The sequence below is a fragment of the Cyclobacterium plantarum genome, assembly GCF_011290685.1.
Classification (GTDB): Bacteria; Bacteroidota; Bacteroidia; order Cytophagales; family Cyclobacteriaceae; genus Cyclobacterium; species Cyclobacterium plantarum.
The window spans coordinates 258,346-278,653 of record NZ_JAANYN010000007.1 but is presented as its reverse complement, the minus strand read 5'-3'; the positions used below and the strand labels follow the sequence as shown (position 1 = coordinate 278,653).

Annotated in this window: 21 protein-coding genes; all 21 read right to left on the bottom strand. The window is 46.3% G+C overall.

The features are described from left to right. Positions 1 to 80 precede the first annotated feature (80 nt). The 21 genes from G9Q97_RS17360 to G9Q97_RS17260 all read right to left on the bottom strand — a co-directional run bounded on the left by G9Q97_RS17360 (position 81) and on the right by G9Q97_RS17260 (position 20,304). Positions 81 to 407 (bottom strand): DMT family transporter, encoded by a 327-nt coding sequence (locus G9Q97_RS17360; protein ID WP_166149086.1) that lies wholly within the window; start codon positions 405 to 407, stop codon positions 81 to 83. Positions 408 to 477: 70 nt separating this feature from the next. Further along, the gene (locus tag G9Q97_RS17355; protein ID WP_166149084.1) at positions 478 to 774 is read right to left on the bottom strand and encodes a hypothetical protein; all 297 of its coding nucleotides are present in this window, start codon (positions 772 to 774) and stop codon (positions 478 to 480) included. 252 nt (positions 775 to 1,026) lie between these two features. Then, a complete protein-coding gene (locus G9Q97_RS17350; protein WP_166149082.1) occupies positions 1,027 to 1,617 on the bottom strand; it encodes a hypothetical protein in 591 nt (196 codons plus the stop codon). Positions 1,618 to 1,746: 129 nt separating this feature from the next. After that, complete coding sequence (locus G9Q97_RS17345; RefSeq protein WP_166149080.1) at positions 1,747 to 2,778, bottom strand: serine hydrolase domain-containing protein; 1,032 nt, start codon at positions 2,776 to 2,778, stop codon at positions 1,747 to 1,749. A gap of 120 nt (positions 2,779 to 2,898) precedes the next feature. Further along, the gene (locus G9Q97_RS17340) at positions 2,899 to 3,075 is read right to left on the bottom strand and encodes a hypothetical protein (RefSeq protein WP_166148645.1); all 177 of its coding nucleotides are present in this window, start codon (positions 3,073 to 3,075) and stop codon (positions 2,899 to 2,901) included. A gap of 876 nt (positions 3,076 to 3,951) precedes the next feature. Further along, on the bottom strand, positions 3,952 to 4,326 hold the full coding sequence (locus tag G9Q97_RS17335; protein ID WP_166149078.1) for a hypothetical protein: 375 nt from the start codon (positions 4,324 to 4,326) through the stop codon (positions 3,952 to 3,954). After that, positions 4,323 to 4,496, bottom strand: a complete 174-nt coding sequence (locus G9Q97_RS17330) for a hypothetical protein (protein ID WP_222852017.1) — start codon at positions 4,494 to 4,496, stop codon at positions 4,323 to 4,325. Before G9Q97_RS17330 ends, G9Q97_RS17335 begins: the two co-directional genes overlap by 4 nt. 74 nt (positions 4,497 to 4,570) lie before the next feature. Further along, entirely contained in the window at positions 4,571 to 5,191 is a 621-nt protein-coding gene (locus tag G9Q97_RS17325) for a hypothetical protein (protein ID WP_166149076.1), read from the bottom strand. An 81-nt stretch (positions 5,192 to 5,272) separates the two neighbouring features. Beyond that, on the bottom strand, positions 5,273 to 5,854 hold the full coding sequence (locus G9Q97_RS17320; protein WP_166149074.1) for a Crp/Fnr family transcriptional regulator: 582 nt from the start codon (positions 5,852 to 5,854) through the stop codon (positions 5,273 to 5,275). A gap of 219 nt (positions 5,855 to 6,073) precedes the next feature. Beyond that, entirely contained in the window at positions 6,074 to 8,464 is a 2,391-nt protein-coding gene (locus G9Q97_RS17315; protein WP_166149072.1) for a penicillin acylase family protein, read from the bottom strand. Positions 8,465 to 8,815: 351 nt separating this feature from the next. Further along, entirely contained in the window at positions 8,816 to 9,634 is an 819-nt protein-coding gene (locus G9Q97_RS17310; protein ID WP_166149070.1) for a hypothetical protein, read from the bottom strand. Then, complete coding sequence (locus G9Q97_RS17305; protein ID WP_222852016.1) at positions 9,634 to 10,512, bottom strand: DUF488 domain-containing protein; 879 nt, start codon at positions 10,510 to 10,512, stop codon at positions 9,634 to 9,636. Before G9Q97_RS17305 ends, G9Q97_RS17310 begins: the two co-directional genes overlap by 1 nt. Positions 10,513 to 10,835: 323 nt before the next feature. Then, positions 10,836 to 12,269 carry an amidohydrolase family protein gene (locus G9Q97_RS17300; protein WP_166149066.1) on the bottom strand — a complete coding sequence of 478 codons (1,434 nt, stop codon included), beginning with the start codon at positions 12,267 to 12,269 and terminating at the stop codon, positions 10,836 to 10,838. Then, positions 12,266 to 12,958: a DUF4386 domain-containing protein gene (locus G9Q97_RS17295; protein ID WP_166149064.1), complete on the bottom strand. Its 693-nt coding sequence runs from the start codon at positions 12,956 to 12,958 to the stop codon at positions 12,266 to 12,268. Before G9Q97_RS17295 ends, G9Q97_RS17300 begins: the two co-directional genes overlap by 4 nt. Beyond that, a complete protein-coding gene (locus G9Q97_RS17290; protein WP_166149062.1) occupies positions 12,945 to 13,667 on the bottom strand; it encodes a DUF4386 domain-containing protein in 723 nt (240 codons plus the stop codon). The genes G9Q97_RS17295 and G9Q97_RS17290 overlap by 14 nt, the downstream gene beginning before the upstream one ends. Before the next feature lie 23 nt (positions 13,668 to 13,690). After that, on the bottom strand, positions 13,691 to 14,062 hold the full coding sequence (locus G9Q97_RS17285) for a DUF6567 family protein (RefSeq protein ID WP_166149061.1): 372 nt from the start codon (positions 14,060 to 14,062) through the stop codon (positions 13,691 to 13,693). Next, positions 14,059 to 15,099, bottom strand: a complete 1,041-nt coding sequence (locus tag G9Q97_RS17280; protein ID WP_246255765.1) for an NAD(P)-dependent alcohol dehydrogenase — start codon at positions 15,097 to 15,099, stop codon at positions 14,059 to 14,061. Before G9Q97_RS17280 ends, G9Q97_RS17285 begins: the two co-directional genes overlap by 4 nt. Positions 15,100 to 15,197: 98 nt before the next feature. Beyond that, positions 15,198 to 16,994, bottom strand: coding sequence for a tetratricopeptide repeat protein (locus G9Q97_RS17275; protein WP_166149060.1), 1,797 nt, complete (start codon positions 16,992 to 16,994; stop codon positions 15,198 to 15,200). Positions 16,995 to 17,434: 440 nt separating this feature from the next. Continuing rightward, the gene (locus G9Q97_RS17270; protein ID WP_166149059.1) at positions 17,435 to 18,334 is read right to left on the bottom strand and encodes a TraB/GumN family protein; all 900 of its coding nucleotides are present in this window, start codon (positions 18,332 to 18,334) and stop codon (positions 17,435 to 17,437) included. Continuing rightward, positions 18,322 to 19,248: a hypothetical protein gene (locus G9Q97_RS17265; protein ID WP_166149058.1), complete on the bottom strand. Its 927-nt coding sequence runs from the start codon at positions 19,246 to 19,248 to the stop codon at positions 18,322 to 18,324. The genes G9Q97_RS17270 and G9Q97_RS17265 overlap by 13 nt, the downstream gene beginning before the upstream one ends. Positions 19,249 to 19,443: 195 nt before the next feature. Next, positions 19,444 to 20,304: a DUF4249 family protein gene (locus G9Q97_RS17260; RefSeq protein WP_166149057.1), complete on the bottom strand. Its 861-nt coding sequence runs from the start codon at positions 20,302 to 20,304 to the stop codon at positions 19,444 to 19,446. Positions 20,305 to 20,308: the final 4 nt, after the last annotated feature.

Here is a 20,308-nt window from a genome sequence, read left to right as displayed (position 1 = left end):
CAGTCTTCTGGAAATTTTTCCAGTGCTTTATGCCGCTTTCAAAACCTATATTATAGATGGCCCCTTCGGACCAGATCAGGTCAGTGCGAAACCACTTTTAGCCCGATAATGGAGGCGATCAATGTGCTGATAAAAAACAGGCGCCAGAAGGTGGCCGGTTCCTTAAAAATCACAATTCCAATCAGCACCGTCCCTACCGCACCAATACCGGTCCATACCGCATAGGCCGTTCCGATCGGTAGCTGTTGGGTCACCTTTACCAACAGCAGCATGCTGATGCCAAGGCAAATCAAAAATCCCAGGTAGCAGTAGGTAGCCTCTACGCCGGATGCTCCTTTCGCCTTGCCGAGGCAGGCAGCAAAAGCTACCTCAAAAAGGCCGGCAATCACCAATAGTATCCAATTCATTTTCTCCGATTTATGTATCAGACTGCAATATCGGGTTATTATTTTATTGAACCTTTTCCAGAGTACCACATCAGCTGTAACTCTTCCTCAGGAAATCAGTAATTTTCCGCTCAAACTGGTGATAAGGGGGTAAGATTGAACTGATTAAACCGATTAATCCTGATACCAAAATATTGGGGCAACAGGCATCAATTATGATTTCATTTTCATGAATCGAGATTTGCGCACCAATCGTTGAAGACTTGCGTACAATGAGGCTTTTTCGAGGTGCGCTGTCAAATGCATACACCGAATAATCGGAAAATTGCTTTTCCAAGGACCGCTGCAAGTCATTGAGGTCAGTGGGTTCTTTGGTTTGAAGGATCATGGTATTTTTCTTTTCTTGTTTGAAAAATAGACAAAATTATCGAAAATTCGGTATCGACTTTGGTATACTTTGATCACACAGGTCCTGTTATTCAGTACTTTCGCTATACCATTCCCCAAATTCCCTGCAAGGGCCTCTATGTTTTTACGTAAGCTGAACCTGTCAAAGGGTTTTGCAGTGCATGTAAATGGCTCAGCTCAGGCCGCCTGAAGGTAGCGTAAAGTTTAAAGTTAACTGTTATATAAAGAATTATTAAGGTTTTGAATAGTGGATTAATTCCTCTACGTAGAAAAAATCACCTTGATTTTGGGTCAGTTTAATGAAATTTTTTACTGCAGGTGCATACATCCAAACTTCCTCTTCGTTTGCATTGTATCCTCTGGAATTTGTGGTCTTACCTGTGTATCTAATGGTGTATGCCATGAATGTTCCAGCTGCTACCGTTTCTTCCCGGTAACTCAATACCTCAGCCTCCTGACTTTGGCTTCCCGTTGTTCCATCCTGGCTGGTCCAATTGTTCTCATATTTCCACTTTTTACCCACTTCCAAAGGCCAGTCGTATTTAGGTGTACCGCTTTCGTCGGGCCTGACAATGTCAGCAACAGGAATCGTATCGCTTCCTATGGTCATACCTAAAACGCCATTCATACTGACTATTTCTCTGGTGTCTTCGCCATCCGAGCGGACTTCTCCCTCCGTGGTGACACCCTTGTATTTCCAAACCCATTTTTCACCGAGCCGGTAATCGGCAAGCGTTGGTTGGCGGGAGATATCAGATGTCAATGAACGGCTACAGGAACCCATCATTACCAATGCCAAAAATAATATGATGTAACTTTTCATTTTTTGATCTATTTTGAATTTGTTTACTATGCCCTACACTCTTTTTTAGTGTGTTCAGGCGGTCTTTACCATGGTGTACGTGAGTTCCCCGCCCACTTACTGAGGCGGTGGAAAATAGCGTTGCTGTGGCTATTGATTCTTTCTGATTATTTGTGCCATTCTATTGTTGATTATTTCTGACAGGTTCCAATTGTAAAGCTTAGGGTCAGTTGTGCTGTAGAAGGCAACAATTACGGTATCTATATCCTTATGATATGTGGCAAAACTCTGGTAGCCCGGAACCCAGCCTCCATGTTCGTACTCGTAAAGGGAAGCATATATTTCCTGTTCTCCGGGCTTAAACATTGATCCCTCATTCAAGGCCCTTAGAAAAATCCCTACATCTGCTGCAGTGGCCAGCATGCCATGATCGTCTGCCTTTAAATCAAAGGGATGTCCTTCATGATAGCCACTCATCACATCGTCTATATTCACCTCCTTCAGCGAAGAGTATGTATTTCTGAGCTTAAGGGGGTCTAAAATTTCCTCCCGGATAAACTCAAAGTTGGCATACCCCAGCACATCATCCATGATCTTGTTGATCAACAGGTAATTGGTATTGCAATATTCATAGTCTTTGCCGGGTTCGAAGTTGGCCGGTTTCCCGAGTATCAATGCAAGGCTTTCTTCGTAGGACCCGGTTGGAGAAGCCCAGAAACCAGGGGCATCTGTAAAATTGGGAATTCCGCTCCTGAGCTGAATCATCAACCTTAAGGTGATTTTGTCTGCATGTTGGATTTTTCCTTCAAGTTCAGGCAGGTACTCCGCTAAAGTTTTATCAAGAGAAAGCCGTCCCTCACTTACCAGTTTTGTGACAGCTACTGCATCATACAGCTTGCTGATACTCGCAATTTTAAACAGCGCATCGGCTTTGGTCGGTGTTTCGGATTCCCGGTTGTGCCAGCCAGCAGCATACTGCTGCGGTGCCTTACCCCCCTGGTCGATATAGACGATCATGCCGTCAAACCCATGAGCGATTGCCTCCTCCAACTGTTCCTGAATGGTATCAGGCAGGGGAAGGATCCAGGCTTTCACCAACAGCCAGGGAACAAAAAAGAGGGAGGCGATTGATCCAAGGATCAGGACTACTCTCAGTACTTGCTTGGTATATTTCTTTTTCATGATTCGGTAAGTTGAGACGCTTCTTTGTTTTTAACCCGTTCCACAGCCGGATCTACAGGTGGACAGTTTCCATTCAATTTTTGCCAGTAATTCATACCGGTGGACCTTTGGGCTAATACCTCAGACTGAGTCGCTGTCCTTTTGCTGCAGGGAATATCCTAGTGCAGCACCAATGGCGATTCCCAGAGAAATGCCAATCGCCAGGTTGCCCATGGCGATTCCGATGGCGGCGCCAACGGCCGTTCCCAGGGCGATTCCCACTCCAACGTATTTTGTTTCTTTCTTTTCCATAATCATTTTATTGTTTCAAACATTCTAAGTAACCGAAATAAAAACCATGCTTCCAGGATCCTTCATTCACCCTGTTTCGGTTGGAAAAGACAAAGCATACCTTGATCGTCTTCAGGAGATTTGAATTGTGAATTCATGGTTACTGCTTTTTTGTGAATCATTGTCTTCGTATTAATTCGAGTACAAAGGTGCACTTTCTATGCTTCGCAAAGGTTCGCATTCTCAGGTATAGGTTCGGAATTACATTTCGGAACCAAAAAAGTATAGAAACAATGGTTTAACCTTTCAAAAACTGCCTGGGGATCGCACCGGTTTCCTTTTTGAAATACGTCCAAAAAACGGTTCTGGAATGAAAACCACGGCCCCATACATCAGGATAAGCGGAGAATTCTCAGGAATTTTTTGGCAGCTTGCGCAAGCAACTGGTTTTCTTCATATCAAAATGAGGTTTGACCTTGCAGGTTTTTCATGTGATTTATTACCAATTTTTAACCTGATTGGCATCGTATTACTTTAGTTTTAAAAACCTGATGTTCTCAAAATTTTGACCTGATAGCACAAATCCTGATACTTTTCCTTCTGAGTTGATTTGAAAGTGCGCACCCGCCTCAAAATTAACGTGTCCTACACTCAATATGGTTTTTACAGCCTGGTCATTCGTCATTGGCGTTGCTAAACCAATGCCTATCATTTAAAGTAATTTCTTCTTTTCAGCACTTTATCCCTTACTGCCAACGGTATATTTACTCTTTTTTCGAATCACGAGTGCCGATAAGAGAACAATGATGAGGTAGCCAGCTACCAATAAAGTCAATAGATATGATTTATTGCGTTGCATTACAACATAATCGGCAATGCCTGCTTTCCAAATAATCCATTGCATCATAAATTACATTTTGAGTTTTCCGGCTTCCAAATCACCTTAATTTCTAAAAGCCTGTCAAAAAGCTCATTTGTATCTCCCAAATTATCTCCAGCACAATTCCGGATAAATGATGCGTAATTTGCTAAAGGATCACAGGTGCCGTAAAAGAAAATTCTTCGGCCTTGGTACAAGGCCGTGGAATAATAGGAGTATTCATCATTACGCACCTCATCAATGGCTTCTTTTAACCACTCTAATTCCTGTATCGGGTTCTGTACTTCACAAAGATTTGTTGGTAAGGAATCGTCTTTTTCGCATGAAATTAGTCCGAGTAAAAATACCAAAATGACTGATTGTGGTAGCTTTAAAATGGTTTTCATTTTATTCATCATTTAAATGTATGTTTTTGTTTTATTAGTTCGTTACCCCCTGCCACTACATTTCCCTTCTTTTTTGCTATATCTACATAAACATGGGCTTTCTGAATGGCTTCAAGTGAATAGGTTCTATCGATAATGGCTTTCATCTCTCCCTTTTCAAAATGAGCTTTAATAAATTCCAATTGGACTTTTGTGCTTCTCGCAATTGAAGCACTTGGGGACTTCCGTATTTGGTGCTAAAACCTGTTTTCATTGCCTAAAAATTAAATCCAAAATGCAGCCCGGGCTCTCCATAAAAAAATTTTGACCATTTGTCATCTTGCTGCTTGAATCCATCTGGCATTTCTGTGTGAAAAATACGGTGGGTGATGGCAATAGATGGCTCAATGAAAAACCTGTTTTTGAACAACTTAATATGGTAGCCTAGACGGTAAGTGTTAAAAATCTGAAAGCCATTTGCGATTTTCTGGTTATTCTCGTCAACAAAACGTTGCCAGGCATTCATTACATGAAGTCCCGTATAAAGACCTTTCCACCAAAATCGCTGATAAACCAGCGCAAAACCATACTCTCTAATGTAACCGGGAAACTTTTCTTCTGGGGCTTCATAAGCGTCTCCATATGGAATACCCAGGGACCAGGCATATTTCCAGGTTTTTAGTTCTACCGATACCACATCCTTTTCTGTGATGCGGTAACCGAAATTTAGCTGTGCAAAATCAGGCCTGTTTGTCTCAGCGAAATTTCCAAGGACGAAAAAGGTGCTGCCAACAAAAAATTTTTCTGAAGTGCTATTCTGGCGGGAATATTGTGCATTGACGTAAAAACTATTTGTTATGAAAATGACAAAACCGATCCACATTGTTTTTTTCCCCATATCTTCTTTTTATATAAAGTGATAATGCAAAAGTAGATTAGGGAGATGCTATAACTCGTTCACTTAAGTTAAGAAAGCAGGTTAACCCTTATTCTTTTCAACGATTCTTGTTCTTAGCCTACTTAGAGATTGTGGCTTAATTCCTAAAAAACTAGCTAACTGATATTGCGGCACCCGTTGTATTAAATCCGGTCGTTTTTCCAAAAGGTCCAGATAGCGTTGTTCCGGCGAAGAGGTTTTGAAGGCATCAAAGTCTACTTGCTGTTGAACCAACAGTTCTTCAGACAATATCCGACACATCGTTTCAAACTTTGGGAATTTTTGAAAGATTTCGCCTTCCATGCTAGGATCAGAAACCGTAAGGATGGAGTCTTCAACGCAAGAAATTGAATTTTCTGAAGGCTTTCCATTTAAAACACAAGGAGGAGTAAAGCCTTCCATTTCTGTATAGAAAGCGGTTGTTTTTTCATCGCCATCTATGACATAAAATGACCGAATACACCCCTTTAATACAAAATATCCCTTATTCGATTTTTGTCCTTCTTCCAGCAAGACAGCTCCCTTCTTAAAGGCATGGAATATATCTAACTCAACAAGAGCATCTTTTTCTTGTTCTGTCAACGGAATATATTTTGAGATGAAGTCAAAAAGTAAGTTTTTCATTTATCGATATTTTTTTTGAAATTAATGGTAACGTCCGTATTTAGCGATGTTCCAGAATGGAGTTACGTATATCTCACTATCACTCCCACATCGTTCCCGGTTTGCCCTTGTCAAATTAAGAAATTCGCAGGCAAAAAACAGCAGCCCCTTCAGATTTTGTGAAGAAAATATTTGAAGATCAGGACCTTTTAACCGCTTCTCAATCCATGCACCCAACCCTTACCTCCCCGGCCCCAGCAGCGTCCTATCCACCGCCACGGAATCGATTTTTTCCCGGGAATAATACAGGGGAAAGTACTGGTCCCTGGCCCAGGCTTCGAATAAATTGTCGTAAAAGGAACTGTCCGGATCGCCGGACTGCCCGGGGGCATTGCTGGCTTGTGTGGCATCCCAGTCTCCTGTGTTCACAATGATGCGAAAGGAAGCACCCGAACTCTGCCGGTTGTTTCCCCCTGTGGAACCGGGCGTATAGGCATTGCCGCCCCGCGGAAGCGGACCGAGGTTCAGTTGGGCATTCAACTCCTCGGTACCCAGCGTTCCCAGGCTGTGCACCAGGTAGGCATGCTTGAACCGCTCCTGCCCGTACTGCCAGTTGTCCCGGTTCTCACCCAGGTTTTCTTCCAGGTAGGCCAGTCCCTGCACAAAGGCATCTGCCAGCAGACTGTCGCGGCCGGCCTCCGGGTCGGTACCGAAACGCCCGTCCGGGACAGCGATCCAATCCAGGATTTTCTTCAGCTGGATTCGGCCAATCATTTTCTTCCCCGCTTCTGGTACAAAGCGCTCGCTGACCAGGCGTATTAGCTCGTTTTCAAAGGCCACGTAGATGGCGGCAGGAATGGAATTCGGGTCCAGCCTATGGTCCCATCCCCGGAGCCGGTCCCGGTCCTCCGCGGCCTTGCCGGAAAGGGGAAGGTCCAGTAGGTAGGGTACCAGGACCCGGGCGGGAATGCTGTGGTAGTCTACCTGCAGGGCTTTCATGTCTTCCATGCTCAGGGCATTGCCGGCTTTCAGCACTTCCTCCACCCGATTGCCGCGAAAGGGATCCGCCCAGGAAAAGCCTATTGCCTCCCAATGGGTATAGTCGGCAGGGGTCACGTTCTGGTTGGCCGAAGCAAAGTAGTCGTCCGGTGGATTCACCGTGTGGGGCTTCTGGGGAATGGGCAGGTAGCCCTCCCACTCGTAGCGTCCATCTCCCGGCACAGGCACCAGGCCGCTGAAATTCCGCCGAATGGGGGCAATGCCCACGGCTTGCCAGCCGATGGTACCGTCCTTGTCTGCCCAGACCATGTTCTCCCCCGGAATATGGCTGTAGGCACAGGCTTCCCGAAATTCCTCCCAGCTTTTTGCCTGGTCCATGCGCAGGGAAGCCAGGTAGGGAGCCCCTCCGGGTTCCAGCCAGGCGCATCGTACTGCATAGGCCTTGTGGTGCATGGAATCCACATAGGTCACCGGTCCGTGACGGGTATAGCGCAAGGCAACTTTCTCATCCTCCTGGCCCTTCACCGGAATGGTCTCCATAATGACCTTCATGTCCTCCCAGGCACCGTCGTAGCGGTACTGGTTTGGATTCTCCGGATTCAGCTCATATACGTACAGGTCTTCCCCGTCTGTCCGGAACACGGTCAGCCCCCATGCCCCATAGCCATTGTGTCCGATGGAGATGCCGGGGATCTCGGGTTCCCCTCCCCCGATCACATCCCATCCGGGGGCATTCAGGTGCACCATGTAGCGCAGCGAGGGAACGGCTATGGTCCGGTGCGGATCGTTGGCCATATAGGTATGACCGTTGGCTGTACGTGAACCGTCCACCACCCAATTGTTGCTGCCCAGGGAAAACGGCGCTTCCTCGGGTAGGAAGGCAATTTCTTCTGCTGCGCTGTCCATCTCCGGATCGCGGTATTCCGGCAGGATATCGCCGGGCTTGAAGGAAAGGGGTTTTCGGTAGGCCTTGTATAGGGCCAGAATATCTGCAAACAACAATTCCGGCTCGATCTGCGGATCCAGGGCAATCTCCGGGTCTTTGGGGTGAAACCACTTCAGGTCTTTCACCTGCGCTTCACCCAGTTGCGCCACGGCCCGCCCCAGGTCCAGTTCTTCTTCTATATTTCCCAGCAGCCCCTGGTGTCGGGATATCACCACCTCGGGTGTCCATTTTTCCGGCAGGATACCGAGCATCCGGAACGGCAGGGGAAGCTCATCGGGCCTGGAGCGGATTTCCTCAATGTAGGCATTAACGCCCTCCGTATAGGCAGTAATGATGGCTTCTCCTTCGGGATGGTAATGATTCATCTCCTCCTGCATGTCTCCCCGAAACCGAAACAGCCGGGTGCCGATGTCCCGCTTCAATTCTGCAGCTCCCAGGATCTCCGCTACCGTGCCGGTGGCCTGCCGTCTCCAGACCTCAAATTGAAAAAGGCGGTCTTTGGCAGCAGCATAACCCTGAGCATAAAACAAATCGTGCTGGTTGTTGGCATAGATGTGGTTCACACCCCATTGGTCGCGAATGATCTCTACGGGCTTCTGCAGGCCAGGAAGAGAGAATCGCTCGGCATCTTTGGATTGGCAGGCCAAAAGCAAGGGCAAGAGGAAGGCAAAGACAAGTGTTCTCATAGGTAGTTTGATTTTGAATCGGTAAAAAAGAAGGAGAAAAACCCGGCTGGTTGCATACTGCCTCATCGGCCCCTTCATCTGCCCGGGATGGACAAGGAGTCTTCCTTTGCGTCAAGCACAGTTAGGCACAAATGCTTCAGGAGAACAGCCCTTCCTTTTTCCCTGCCTTCAATATACAGCAAAAATACCGATGGGCCAACGGCAGCGGGAGTTCGGCGCAAGGTGTACCTAAAAAGGGCTGCTGTTGCGTACCGATTGTCGGCCGCTATATTTTCACATCAACTCCCCGATAGTTTTTCGCCCCTTGCTGCCAGTTGGGCGAGTTGCTCGATTCTTTTTTTCTCGTTTCTTTTAAAACAAAGACGTTTGAGTTGTCGGTTTTGGGTGAAATGTTCCAATGATTACAAATGGGTTTGGAGCCGTGTTATGATGAAGTTTCGTGGTTCCAAGAAATAAAAACAGATCTTTAGTCCTTGCGAAATCATCAATGTATTTCTTCCTGACGTCTTCACAAGCAAGTCTTTCATCGCCACCATGCCTTTTTAACGAATTCCAATAAAGTTGACCAATTTCCCAATCTTCTATCATCATGGTACTTGTCGTGCCTTCAGAGTCCTTAAGCTTATATGAGAATTTGTATGGAAGTTTTTTAACAACTTCGAATTTTCCTTCTTTGTCAGCGAATTCAAACAAGTTGAGCTGATTCAGTTTATCAAGCTTTTCCTTACTCCATTCACGATCCACCTTCTTTATTTCAAGACCAACTATTTCAGAGGGCTTGAACACCGCCAATGAAGTGCCAATTTCTTTATTCTTGGCCTCAGCTATCAATTTGCTTAAGCTCTTATAGATTTTATTTAAAACAACCTTTCTTCTTTCCTTCCAATCATCACCGTCAGGTTTGATTTCACCCACAATTTTTATCTCAGTTTCATGACTTACTGGACGATAACTTTCTTTTCTAAAATCACTGGTGTTCTTTACAAGGTCGATTTCAATCCATTGATACTTAGAATATTGCTGGCTGTAGTTCCTTTTCCGAAACTGCACTGGGTAAATTCTAATCCATGACCCGTCTTCTTTGAAACCTGCAGTACAAACAAGTTCATCATATTTTGCAGAAAGTGATGGATAGGTTTTTACGGTGATTAATACTTTCTCCTTGGGCATTATAGATTTTTCTGATCAATGTCCCATGTTGGAAGCTTTTTAAGAGCATCAGCCACTCTACTTCTATGGCACATACATGGTTCTTTCTCAAAACAGGTAATGGCAATGCGGCGATATTTTTCAGCCAGCTTAAAAAGTTCATCTAATTGAACACTGTTTTCAACAAGAGTGGTCCTTTCGTAATCATCAAAAAGTTTGTTATAGTCATTCATCGTTTTTAAATCAGCCCTCTTTTCCGAGTCTATACCTAATTGCGGAATGTGTTGATATTCAATTCCAACACTTTCACAGGCTCCCTTCAACTGCTTCTTTGAAAACCCATATTTCATACTCAGTGGATTTTTACGAACATCACAAAGTAATTTTACGTCATTGATTATGAGTTTGTTCAAGTAAGTCTCTAGACTTATACCTTCATATCCAATTGTGAAAAATGCGGGGTCGTCGAAACTTCTTTTTTGTGCGTGAACCTGTTCACGTTCTTTGTCAGTCAACAGATCATCAACAATCTGGCTTTTGATTGCGAAATAAGGATATTTAATGTAGGTGTACTTTACCAGTTCCTTCTGATTGAGATGAGCGATTTCTTCCTTGGTCTGCTTAATTGCAGCTTTATCTTCTTTTTTTAGCGTTGTAAAGAAGGGTTCCTCGGAGTTTATAATCCAATCGGAACCACGCGCCTTTGTTTTGTTGATGATAATTTCCTTCTTGGAAAGTGTAGATAAATCTTGGTTGGCTTGAAAAGAAAAGCTCCCATATTTAAAAGGGACAAAATCAAAAGACTTCTCATGCTGCTTTCTCGTTACCAACAAGAGTATTTTTTGAAGTTTTGTATGTGACAAAGCTCCGCCAAACTCCTCTAAAATTCCTAATAACAATTTCCTCCGATAATACATTATGCAAATTTAGTAAATAACTAAACCAACAACTACGGGAAATCTCAATATGCTAAATATGATCACTCTATGTCTGGCATGAAACCGAATATCAGGCGAACTGAATGTGCTCAAATTTGAAGTGATCTCCTGCCCCGGTTTTTCATCATTAAAGAAACCATTTGGCACCAAAAAGTACTCGTTCCCGACTCTATCTTTTGCTTTTTTCGAATGTTTCAATCCAATAGAACGACCGGTTACGAACAGGATTCAGTATTAACTTTCAGCCCGATCACTCCATCGCCAAAACTTAAGGACCACCAGCCTCAGCGTTCCCGCAGTAAATATTCCGCGTAACGCAAGGCGGAAGGCAGCAAATTTTTCCGATCCCGGGCATGACCGGTAAACGCCTCCAACTGTTCCCGGGGAATGTAACGCCCGCCTACCCATACCCCCAGCGGTTTCCGAAGCGTGGCCGGATCTATCAGCGGATTGCTCTGCAACAACACCAGGTTGGCCTTCCTGCCCACTTCCACCGTTCCGGTATTGGCCAGAAACGCATGCGTTTTGGCGGGATTGACGGTAGCAGTCTTTAACGCCTCAAAGGGGCTCATTCCAGCTTCCCGATAGAAGGCCAGCTCCTGATGCATGGAGACACCGGCCGGAGTGATGCCAATGCCGGCATCGGTACCGGCGACCAGGTTGACACCTGCCTCCTGCAGTTTGCGAACCGCAAGCAGGTGAAAGCGGTGCTGCGCCAGAATCTTGTCTGCTAACAAGGAGTCACTTTTTGCTGCCGCTGACCAGCGCTGGTACTGGGCTTCGCTATCGACCATTCGGATCAGCGGATTCATAAAGTCTACCTCACTGGAATTCAAAATGCCTTCTTCCGTCAATAAACGGTAGATATTGTAATACACGACCAGTGTAGGACAGTGTGCTGCCGAGGGAAAGGAAGCGTAGTCCGCTACTACCCGGTCCAGACCGGCAGTATCCAACTGGTAGTTCAGGGCCTGTTGCACAATGTCCTCGGTGTGCTCCACGCTAATAATTTCCGGGCGCAAGTGCGCAGCATAGGGAATGGCCGCAGTGGGATGGGCGGCGATGTCCATATCTTGTATCCGGCACTCCTCCAAAATGGCCTCGAAAAGCTCCGGCGTCAGCCCGTTGTAGGTCTTGATAAAATCATAGCCCCGCGCTTTGTAGCTTGCTACCTTTTTCCGGGCCTCGGCAACGGAAACCAGCTGCAGGTTATCGTTTCCATGATAGTCGGGTCCGGTCAGCTTGGGTCCGGAGGTATAGAAGTCCGGAGCCAGCAATTCGCCCGCGTGGATAGATTTCTTCATTCGCAGGTGCATGGGTTGCCCCCAGAGGTTACGCACAGAAGTCACCCCATTGGCCAGGTACATGCCCAACTCCTGGGCATCCCACACGTGAACGTGCATGTCAGTCAAACCGGGCATCAGGTACCCGTTTCCCCCATCAATTACCGGTATTCCCGAGGACTCAATTTGAGGAGCGATTTCGACGATAAGGCCATCCTGTATGTGTACCATCTGATCGGCTAGCACGGTATCGGCGGTCATGGGTACAATCTGCACGTTTTTGATCAGGTAATCGCGTTGCTGAAATCCGGGATGCTTCGCTATTTTCAGATAGGAAAGGCTCCGTTGCTCCTGATACATCATGGCGAAAACCATCAACAAAATCAGCAAGAGCAGGCCGCCGGCTACCCGGCTTATTTTTTTAACTCGTTTCATGATAATGCGGTAAATGGTGGGGAAAAGCGCTGCCGGCCAGCCCGGAAAAGCAGCCAGAATGCAAAGCCAATCTCTGCAAAGGCCATCGGAAGGCTTGCAATCATTTCGGTAATTTCGATCTGTTGTGCATGGTCGGGGAGACCGAATTTGGCCATGTGTATTCCCGTGTAACAGCAACCGGCAAAGAGCAGCAACCAGCCGAAGATGGAAGGTATTCTGCTATCCCTAATTACCAGCAAACCCAGACCCAACAGGTGAAAGCCAAACAGAATCAAACCCTGGGACCAGATCGTTTCAAAACGCTGCAGCGCCAGCATAACTTCAGTGGCACCTGCAGCGGCCTCCACGAGGGATATGGCATCCACCAAATGGACAACTGCAGCCAGCAATATGAATGCATATAGTACCCGGATCAGGGCGGTGAGTACCGAAAGACGGAAATGAACTTCTTTCAGAAATCCGTGTAAACTACCTGCTACCAACAGGTCCAATACCACAATCGCTCCCCATGCCACCATTCCATTGCGAAATAGCGTACCTGATGACTGCAGGTTTCGATACGTATCCTGCGGGCTCTTCATGTCGATCAGGCCTCCGTACACATAGCCATACGCGTACCCAGCTGCCAGGGCCATCGCGATGAGGGCTAGCCCGGAAATAATGGCCATTTTTCGTTTATTTGACATCATCCGCATTCAATTTACTCATAAGGAATCCTTTTATCAACAAATAGGCGGTGAGCGTAACCTCTCCCAGTACAGCCGTCAGTCCCACCAGAACTGCGAGCCATTCTTCATTACCGGGAAACAGAAGATCGCCAAAGGCTTCCATTTCGTAGCCTATTCCTGCCAAAATCATCAAGATTCCTAACCAACCCGGTAGTGAAGAGCGGTAAAGCAGGAGCCCTAAAAGCAGACAGTGAAGACCAAAAAACACTCCTGCAATCAGATAGCCTATACGGTGCGCCTCCATAAAGAGAAGGCTCATAGATTGAAGTTGCGGTCCGTCAAATCCAGCCAGGAAATCCGGTGCCAGAGCTGCCTGTAAGGCCAGGTAGTGATTAAGAAGATTCAAGCTGCCTATAGCCGGGTGGGCTAGTAGTCGCAACACCATTGCCGTCATCGCCAGCGTCTGCCCATAGGTTCGAAACAGCTTGAATAACAAGATCGAAATGATCGCATCCAGCAAAAAAGCTATCAGATCAAGTACCAATCCCAGGCGAAACAATGCTTCCTCGCCAGCGATATTCAGGGAAGTGGCCGCCGCATCATCCGGAACGATCAAACTGCTGCGGATGTAGCCCTGACTGAAGCCAGCAAAAACGATTACCAGAAGGTACATGAGGCCTGTTCGCCTCATGTACGCTTTTCTTTCCGATATTCCAGATAGTGGATTCATTGTAAAATACACTTTAACCCCATTTACTCGGTGAATTCCACCACGGTTCCGCTGACTGTCAAGGTTCGCTTGTAGTAAAACGGAGGAACACCCCCCACATGTTCTTCGGTAAGAATATTGGTAATGGTACGGCTACCGGATGTCAAATCTGCCTCTTTTAGCATGGCCGCATAGGCTTCGTTATAGAGGTTTGTCCGATTCGTCCCGCCGAAAATCAGTACATAGTCGACTGTTGACGATCCTTTTACTTGTCCCAGTACCTCGAAATTATTGCTGCCCAGATGTACTTCGGTACTGTTTTGGTTTTGGTTTAAAATCCAGGCCTGATTGACCCCACAAGATCCCAGCCCGACAACTAAAGTCAGGGCAATAACTGCATTTCGTACGTTTTTCATGTTGTTTGTTGTTTAAGAATTGAATTTGATTGAAAGGATGAAAAATCATCCGAGTTAATAATTAGTAAATTCCCTTTTTTGTGACCGCTTTCGATGTATTGGTGTGCTTCGGAAAGCCTGGCCAGCGGATATTGCCGGTCGATCACGGTCCGGAGTTTGCCTGCTTGCTGAAGTTCCAGGACCTCGGCCAAAAGACTGCGAAGTTGTTCGTCCGAAAGCATGCCGGTAGCTTCGAACACCGCTTTCCTGGAAGAAAAATAACGCGTGTAGAGCATTTTAACCAACAAGGAAAATTTCAATACCGGCGAATAGTAGGTAGCGTGTTTTTTCAATACCCGCTTGCAGTCCGTAAAGGAGCGTTTGCCCAGGGTATCAAAAATGAGATCGTAACAATTGTCGCCACGTGTGAAATCCTCCTTGGTGTAGTCCACCACATGGCTGGCTCCCAGTGATTTCACCAGACCGGCGTTCTTACCGCTGCATACAGCGGTCACCTCGGCTCCCAGGTGGCTGGCAATCTGAACGGCAGCCGTGCCAAGGCTTCCTGAGGCTCCGTTGATCAATACCTGATCCCCCTTTTTCACCTTTCCGAGACGCTTCAGGAAATTATACGAAGTCAGGTGGCCATCACTGAAGGTGGCTGCCTCGGAAAAACCCAATGATTCCGGAAGGGGCAGTAAGACCCCGCTGGCCTTTAGGGCCAGGTATTCGGCATTGGCGCCAAACCCAAGGGTGGTTTCCCCAAAAACCCGGTCCCCTACCTGGAAATTGCGGACTTCGGCTCCTATTTCTGCTACGTATCCGGCAAATCCGGTTCCCGGTATGTCGTTTTTTGGCTTTCGTAGCCCTAGAAAAAGACGTGCCAACCAGGGCTTGCCGCTTCGCATCATGGCGTCTGCTGTAGTAGCCGATGAGGTAATCACTTTCACCAAAACTTCATCCCGACCAGGAAGGGGCCTGCTGACTTTTTGTAATTTCAGCACGGAAGCAGGGCCGTATCCCGTGGCCCTGATGGCTTCCATTTTCTCGTTGTTCATGACATTACCTTGTTGATTCGGAACAAAGTTGGGCCAATGAAGCGTCACAAAGGTTCGGGAAAAGTAAAAAGGGGTTCGGAATTATAATTTGGAACCAATTAATCCGATAAACCGCTGTTTTTATGAAATTCTTTGGGGGTCATCCCGGTCTCCTTTTTGAATACGGTATTGAATACCGTTTTGGAATTGAAGCCGCTCTCGTAGGCAAGTCCGATCAGGGAAATGCTTGTATTGCGGGGATCTGCCAGCAGTTTTTTAAAATGGTCCACTCGGAACCTATTGATATAGGCGTTGAAGTTTTTGCCTTGCTTTTCGTTGAGCAGCCATGACAGTTGGTTGGGGTGCATTTCCAGTAGGTTTGCCAGAGAACGAAGGGAAAGAGAAGGGTCAAGGAAGGGGCTCTCTGTTTCCATAAAGTCAGCCAATTTCCGAAGGTACGCTTCTGCCTCCCTTTCGCTGAGTTCGGCACTGTTCCGCCTGGGAGAAGCGACGGTCGGCGTGATATCGGCATATATCCGCTGCCGGTAGGCCTCAAAACGAGAACTACCTCGCAGGTAGTCGGCTAGCGGATCCCCAAAGGTAAGTAAGAGAATGGATGAGTGTTTTTGGAATAGTTTTTCCAGGACGGAAAACGCCTGGTCTTCCCGATGAAGTGCACAGTATACTAAAAATAAATACGCATGCGCCTGGAAGGATGTATCTCCGGAAGCATTCGTTTCCAATTCGGTCAGCAGAGCAGGATATTCTTCTGCGGCTCCTTGCATCACCCGAAGCAGGCAGGCCAACCCCAATTTTTCATCCGGCATGATTTCATCAGGGTTTCGGTCAGCAATAAGTGCCTCTGCCCGATCGTATGCACCAGTTTTCAAAAGCACATAAATCAGCGTAATGAGCGCCGGTAGGCTTTTGGGGTTTTCTTCCAATAGCTGCTCGAGTAATACTTCTGCCTCATCAAAGGATCGAGAACGATACAAAAAATACGCCTGGTAAAATTTTGTTTCCGGGTTAAGTGGATCTATGGATCGGGCATAGCGCAAATGCTCTCCAGCCTTTTTCATATCGTCCCTGAGCATAAAAAGAAATGCCAGAAACTGATGCCCTTCGGCATAGGTAGGTTTACTGGCGATGGCTTGCCGGGCAAACTGCATGGACTGGCCAAAGTCAGCTTCGGTGAAGAAAGCCTGATTGGCAAGGAGGTAGTTGAGTGGCGCATTTTGGGGATCAAGGGCTTTGGCCCGCTGAATGGACTCGATGGCCTTGGCCCAGGCAATTTCGCGCGGAGCAAAGCCGGCAACCGCCAAAAAACTGTAGGCATCGGCCAGTCCGGTGTGTGCGTCGATCAGGTCGGGATCAATCTGGAGGGCCTTTTCAAAATACCCGATGGCCTGGTTGGCGTGTTCGGGATTCCACTTGTTAAAAAGTGATTTCCCCTGCAGGTAGTACCGGTAGGCCTCCACCTTCCCGGTAGGGGCCTGTACGAGCTGATCGGCGATGTTCAGGTGGCCGACATGTTCGCGTAATTTGTCTGCTATCCGAAGGCTGATCTCATCTTGTATGGCGAAAATGTCTTCCAGTTTTCGGTCCCAGCTTTCGGACCAGAAATGGGAATCATCCGACACGTTGATCAACTGAGCGCTGATGCGCAAGCGGTCGCCACTTACCCGTAGGCTTCCTTCGAGTAGGTTCGCTACCCCCAATTCCCTCCCAATTTCTGCCAGCGGGAGATTTTTCCCCTTGAAGAAAAAGCTGGAAGTCCTGGATGTGACTTTGAGTTGCTCGATTTTGGCCAGGGCATTGATGATTTCCTCCGTGATACCATCGCAGAAAAACTCATTTTCCTTTCCGGGGCTTGTGTTAACAAAGGGCAATACAGCAATGGATTTTGGATGGGTCATCGATCGGTTATTTTGTGCCGTCAGGCGGGCGATTGGAAATTAACAATTACTCGCTCTAAGTTATTGATTTTTTTTAAAAATTGCCCCTGGGCTGCAAACGATGCCCTGGGGCTGAAGCGGTTGGCAGGTTGGCATCATCGTGCGGTCGGTTGATGCCCGATTTTGGCAGGTACTCCTAATGTGTTAGAAACAGGACTTCTTTTCCTACATTTTCTCTTGATTGAGTAAAATACGCCTGGACCCTTTGCTACCCTGCATTGATTCGAAGATGGGGTAAGTGAAGCCTGCAGCTAATGGCGGAGATCTTAAATTTTTCTGGCCACCTAGTGGAAGGTTTGGGTTCGTCGACAAACCCGATACCCTTCCTGGTCCATTAGGTCCTTCCTTGCAAGGATTCCTGAGAAATCCGTTTCAGCATTTTAGGCTTTCCGTTCTGGTTTTCACTTCGCCTCCATGGGTGTAATGGTATAACCGAGTGCGGTCAATTGATTTATCAGTCCGCATTCGTACATAAGATGACTTAATCCAACTGCGATGAAGCAATTTTTTTTGCTAAGCAATTCAACAATCGTCTCCATCCATTTTTCGTTCCTGTCTGTCAGCATCAGTGCATTGGTACAAGGAGCCTGCAATTGGTAGTCTATTTCCATCTGCGCATACCAATCGGTTTCTTCACAGTCACTGGTATGCCTGGCTCTGATTTTTTCAATTATAGTGGACAACCTGCGTTTATGAATTTTTCGGGGCATCCCTTCGACATCCTTATTGATCAGGGCTATTTGTTCGGTTGTAGTTTCGAGACCATAAAGTTTGATGTCCTGTTCGACGGCCTTAGAAGCGATGTAATCGTCCAGCGAGAGAGAAATATCCTCAGGCGCTTTGTTCAAACAGATCTGCTGTTTAAAATGCCTGTTGAGGAAAACATGCATTTCGGTGGGGGTGATTTTGTTGAAATCTGTAGGACTATCGGCAAAGAGATCCTCAATGTACGTCAGGTCTTCCTTTCCCAGGTATTTTTCCCAGCTGGTCGTCCCGGTACGTGCATTGATAATATCTTCCGCAGTGTGCCCGGGAATGCTCAGGTTTTCCTTGATCAATACCTCACCGGAAGACAAAGCTTTGCCTGCGTTCGTCAGTGCGTCGAAAAATTCCTTTCCAAATGCATGGTGTGTTCCGAATAAGTAGGAAACATTATTGCTTTCAGAAGTAGTTACCTTGAATAAAATGGTGTTAACGGGACCAGAATTTATCCTGGTTTGTCCTTGTACTAACCCAACCTGAAGCGTGAGCCATACTAACGGAAATAAGAAATAGAGGATTCTTTTTATTATCTGTTCCATATTAGATGCTGATCATTTTGTCCGGTCCATAGTGTCAAGTGAGGTTTAGGGCTGCTTCCATCAAAAATAAAGCGGGAGGAGAACAATAGTAAATCTTTTTTCCAGATTGCCACCCAGTGAGGTACCAATGGTTCGCTTTGTTGAAGAATAGTCTGACGTTTTCCATTGGGTTGAATCAAGTCAAAAGACCGTTTGCCCCAATAAGCCAGCAACAGGTTACCATTGTAATAATCCACATCAAATAATTGATTTCGGTTCAATGGAGCATCCATTACATTTGGGTCAATGAGTTCATTCCATTCGGTAAGGATGCTACCATCTTGCTTTACCAAATAACAGGCTTTGTCGCCCAGTAAAAGGATATGATTGTTTTCAACTGCCCGAATTCTCCTTATGGAATCGTTAAAATCAAAATACCTGGCAGGCTTTTCTCCTTTTCCCAAGATCACTATTTCGGGGTATTTCCCAAACACCAGTTCATTATCGGATAACATGAAAAATCCGCCTTCCCCAATCCTAAAATCGTCTCTGAGCCAATCCCATATTACGGTAGGTTCAGTATCAATGGTAGATTTTAGAATTCTTACCTGAAATTCGTCCGATGCCTGTAGAAACTTCCGTTCTATAATGTAGATTTCTTCCTCTTTACCAAATAGCATAAAGTCACTTGCCGGATGCTCTGATTGAATAAATACTTTTGGTTCAGCCCCTTTTTCCCAAATCATGACACAAGCATAATGGTTTACGTCATTGATTGGATGGATATAAGACCAGAGTACATGCTCTCCCATGGTGATCATATTTCCGGTGGGATGCGCCTGTGTCACTGACCCGAGCAATAGCAGACTGCTAACTATTAATGTGGTTTTGGTGGAGAACCCCTTCAACTTTCTTTTCATTATCGCAAAATACATGGTAAATCAGATAAATTTAAACTTAGTTTTTTGATTAATCAGCCATCCTAATAAATCCTTCCGGCAGCTCATGTGCCTATGAATTTCATCTCTCCCATACTTTTGTAGGCTTGTCAATCGACTGGTTTAGTCGAAGCATACTCGCTGAGATCAGGCTAAGACTGAAATTTAAAAATCCTTTGAAACAAAAACTTATTACTCTCTGTCCGGGTATTTGTAGATCAACTCATCCGTAGCGCAGGTGGCAAAAAAACCCATTATTCCGGCACTATTTCCTTTGGACAGGTTAACCAAGTTGGTAGGGATTTTTCCGGGATTGGAATCCAGCAAGCTTCCACGCCATTCTGTTTCTGAGAAGAGTGCCCGCAGGTAGTCGTAGTAGCTATCGCTTATGGAATATTTTTTTTGTCGCAGGTAATAGGTATGCTCGCCAAAGGTCTTGTAGTCCGTCGCGACAAATTCGAAAACTCCATTAGGCTCGAAAAAAGGATGAGTGTAGTAGGTCCAGATTCTGTTTTTGGTAACGTTTTCAAAGTTTTCCGTCCATAGCGAATCCGGAATAAACACGCTTAGGTTATACCGATTTGGTTCCTCGTAGCCAAACTGGTGTGGACGAAATGGGATGGAATAAAAGCCATCTATTTCCATCACCAGTTCTATGGGTTGATGTGAAGCAATGGGCTCAAGCATATCGGAACCCTCGTAAATGTTGCCCTGGTATTCGATCCGGAGGGTGTACCTCTGCCCAATTTCCCCTTTCACCGGCCCTTCAGTTTCGTAGATTCCCGGCTTCACTTCCAGCAAAACGTATTCTTGGTCGTTTCCGGTAATCAGCAGATTTGCGCCTTCTACCGGTACCGCCTCGTCGTTCAACTCTCCGGCTGTTTGGCTAAAAGTTAGCTTCACCTGTTGAACGACGGCCTTGTTGGTGAAGATACTCTCCACCACCAGACCTGGCTCCGTGCTTTGGTCATCAAGGAACTCAGAGATGGGCTCTTCCATGGTACAGGCCCCTAAAAACATGATTACTGGTATAAGCCTCATCGTATTTTTCATCGCT